The following is a 3,268-nucleotide window of genomic DNA, read 5'->3' as shown; positions in this document are numbered from 1 at the left end:
GCGTCGACCTGCGCACCGGCAAGATAGCCTATATGCACAAGAACGGCACCGTGCACGACATGACCCCGCTGCCCCTGCCCTTCAAGGTCGGCGTGCCCGGCATCGGCGGGCCGATGCTGACCAAGGGCGGCATCGCCTTCCTGGGGGCAGCGGTCGATAACTACCTGCGCGCCTACGACGTGACGAACGGCCGGCAGCTCTGGGAGGCGCGGCTTCCCGCCGGCGGCCAGGCGACGCCGATGACCTATACCACCGACGACAACAAGCAATATGTCGTCATGGTCGCCGGCGGCCACGGCTCTGTCGGCACGAAGCCCGGCGATTACGTGATCGCCTATACGCTACCGTGATGGGAAAATCCTTTCTCCTTCAAGAAGAAGATGCGCAACCTCCATGTAGGCAACGTCAAGGGAATCCCGAATCCGGTAAAACGCGACATGCTCTAGAGGACGGGATTTGGTTCCGCTTCGCGTAATCCGCGCCCAGTCTCAGACCAAATAGCACTCCGCCTTCGATCGCTATCTGGGCTCAGGAGGAGTGAATTAACGGAACGGGCTTTCTTATGGTCTCGGAGAAAGCTGGCGTCACGATTCGTCACAATATCACCCAGAGATCTTTCACATTCTGCCGCGCGACAACATGATATAGATTGACGAGTACTTAAGAATCACGCCAACTACCTCAGGTTTTAAGCCGGGGAAATGTGATGATCAGATCTATTATTGCATTGAGTATCGCAAGTGCCTCACTTGCATCTTGTGTTAAGGACCAAATTTTAGTTCCGAAAAGTGTTTTCATTAGCAAAACAGCCGCACAACATGCGCTGCCCGGTGTTAAGGCGTACCAAGTCGCCTTGCTGTCTCCTACAGAACTGAAACCGGGCCATATTTACAATGTTCGTGCTGGTCAATTTCAAGAGATTTGCGGCGATGATATTGCGGAGCAAAGTAAACTCAAAATTCTTCAAGAACAGGTAGTCCGCGACAGCACCGATCGAATCGAAGACACACCCAGGCTCGATGATGTCGAACTTGAAGTCTTAGGGCATTCGATTGGTCCGAGCTACGACAGCATAAAGGTTAATGGGTACACTACCTATAAGGCAAGCACCGGCACGCAGTATATCTCGGCGCAATATGTGTTGGAAAATGTTAAGCGCGGGACGGGTAGCTGCTACGACGATGTACTTCCCCGAAATAGGCCCTATCTGGTTGTTGATGGCACAGCTGTTGGTAAAGAGGTCGAGACGTGGTCTAAACGTGGCTTTGGTGCAAGCGGTTCAATTGGCGGTGTGATCGGCGGACGGATTAAACCGAAGGACGCGAAAACCGCAACCGTAACCAACGCAGTCTTTGGGGCTTCCGGTACACTTGTTCAGTAGCGTTGTCATGCGAGTGTTCAGCGCATCCTAATTGGAAAACTCAGATAAGAACTGACGCCACTCGGGACAATGTGGGGGGATCGAGCTTGGAAGGTCGGCCGAGGACTCGCGGAAAGGTCAAAATTATCTATCTTCATGAGTTGACCGTGTTTATGCATATGGCAACCGCGCGCGACCTGCTAACGGACTGCTGGTATTTCCGAACCACCAACGGCCGGAAGCTGAATCTGCGGAATCTGGTGGAACTGCATTTGAGGAAGCTGGAACTGGCTACCGCTCAGTCGGGCATCTGGAGTCATTTCTACCGCCGCACCGCCCTCTGTAAGCATTCGATACAGTTGTCTCTCTGCGATCTGGCCATACTTGCTGGAAATGAGCCGTTCACCGATGGTTACATTTCGAGTCGGATCGAAAACGTCCGCCACCTTCACGCCCTCAGCATCAACCAGCACTTGGCCAAGCGTCGCCATCGCATTCAATGTAGCGTCGTCACTTGTTGCCAGAACTTTGCTTTCATCCAACAGCGGCGCGTTATTTAGACCGTTTGCCAAGTATATGACTGCTGACCCTTGCACCAACGCTTTGGTTTCTGGCGTCATTATCTCCTTAAGCTTATTGTCGCTTAAGATTTTACTGATTGCTGTACCGACAGCTAGATTTTCTTCCGGCCTTAAGTCGGTACTTGGAAGCGAAGCAGTGTCAAAGTTGACGTGTGTCGCTGTAGTATCAAGCTTCCAGGAAGCATTTCGATCAACGAAATCCTTAACGACACCGCTCGCCTCAGCGGGCATGCCGCTCGTGGAGGGAACTATATTTGACACTAGCACCGGCAGTGCCTCACCAGTTTCAACTGTACTAGCGCGTATGTATGCAGCCGGCAGATTGTAGGCATAAATTGTCTGAGACTTTTGGGTGATGCTTGCAAAGAGTAGGAATTTCACCTCATCCATCGTCTTCTTACTGTTTTTGAAAGTGCGTACAAATGTGTCGAGCACTTGGAGTGCATTGACCACCGAGAAATTATCGAGCCGACCAATAGCGTTCATTATTTCAAGAACCTTTGCCAAACGATCCTTGTCGGCAACGCTCTCCGGCATGTAATTAGTAATCGCCGTCTCGATCGCTTCTACCTGAGCCGATTCCTCAGTTTCAAACATTCTTGTTCTCAATGTGTCTTGTGCGATAATTTGATCGATTATGCACTTCACCGGCACCATTTTAACGAAGATGTGGTCCTTCAGAAGGTCACGAAGCACGTCGAAGTCTATAGGTGAGTCGTCTCCTCTCTCCTCCTGAATCGCTTTTGAAACCTTTGCGAATAGCTGTATCGTCTCACTGTCGGCAGGGGTGCCGTCTGTTTGAAAACGGCTTGTAATGGCGAATACACCCCGCTTTGCGGCCCTTACATAAACGGCCGCACCGCTGAAACCTTTGTCATATTTCGCTGTCTGCGCAAGGATGACTGAATCCACGGTGCATGGTTGGACGCCGTCCTGCCCTTCAGCCCACTGCGAGGCCGCGAAATTGGATGATTTGTTTGGTGCCGAGAGTATCACCCCATTAGTCAGATCCGCGGCATTCGGTAGGTCATAAATCAAATTTAAGGGTTGACGGATGTTATACGGCTTCCAGTCGTTTGGATCCGCCTGTATCAGCGCCCAGTCTTCAACCGCTCTGGCAATGTTGTTACCTCGAAGAAGCACCTTGAATTTCACCTTTATATTCCCGCGGCGAATAAACATGGTATTTGCGTTCGATACGACATGGCTGGCCGTCAGGAATATTCCCCTTTCCGCGTTTATAAGGGTCGCCATACCCTCCGCAGAGTCGTTTCCGTTGACAATTGAATAAACAGACTCTTCAGGTGCGAAGACGGTCTCTTGCGCA

Annotated in this window: 2 protein-coding genes and 1 pseudogene; 2 read left to right on the top strand and 1 reads right to left on the bottom strand. The window is 51.5% G+C overall.

Annotated features, from left to right (window positions below):
• Positions 1-350 (top strand): annotated as a pseudogene (locus A7X77_RS31115) (PQQ-binding-like beta-propeller repeat protein); the annotation flags it as partial.
• A gap of 356 nt (positions 351-706) precedes the next feature.
• Positions 707-1,381, top strand: a complete 675-nt coding sequence (locus tag A7X77_RS31110; protein WP_064686625.1) for a hypothetical protein — start codon at positions 707-709, stop codon at positions 1,379-1,381.
• A gap of 179 nt (positions 1,382-1,560) precedes the next feature.
• Here the strand turns inward: A7X77_RS31110 and A7X77_RS33660 are convergent.
• On the bottom strand, positions 1,561-3,268 hold a 1,708-nt coding region (locus A7X77_RS33660), incomplete at its 5' end, for a hypothetical protein (RefSeq protein WP_197486921.1).

Origin of the sequence: Rhizobium bangladeshense, assembly GCF_001662075.1 — a bacterium.
Classification (GTDB): domain Bacteria; phylum Pseudomonadota; class Alphaproteobacteria; order Rhizobiales; family Rhizobiaceae; genus Rhizobium; species Rhizobium bangladeshense_B.
Note: the sequence above shows the minus strand (reverse complement) of the source record. Positions and strands in the feature narration are given on the sequence as shown.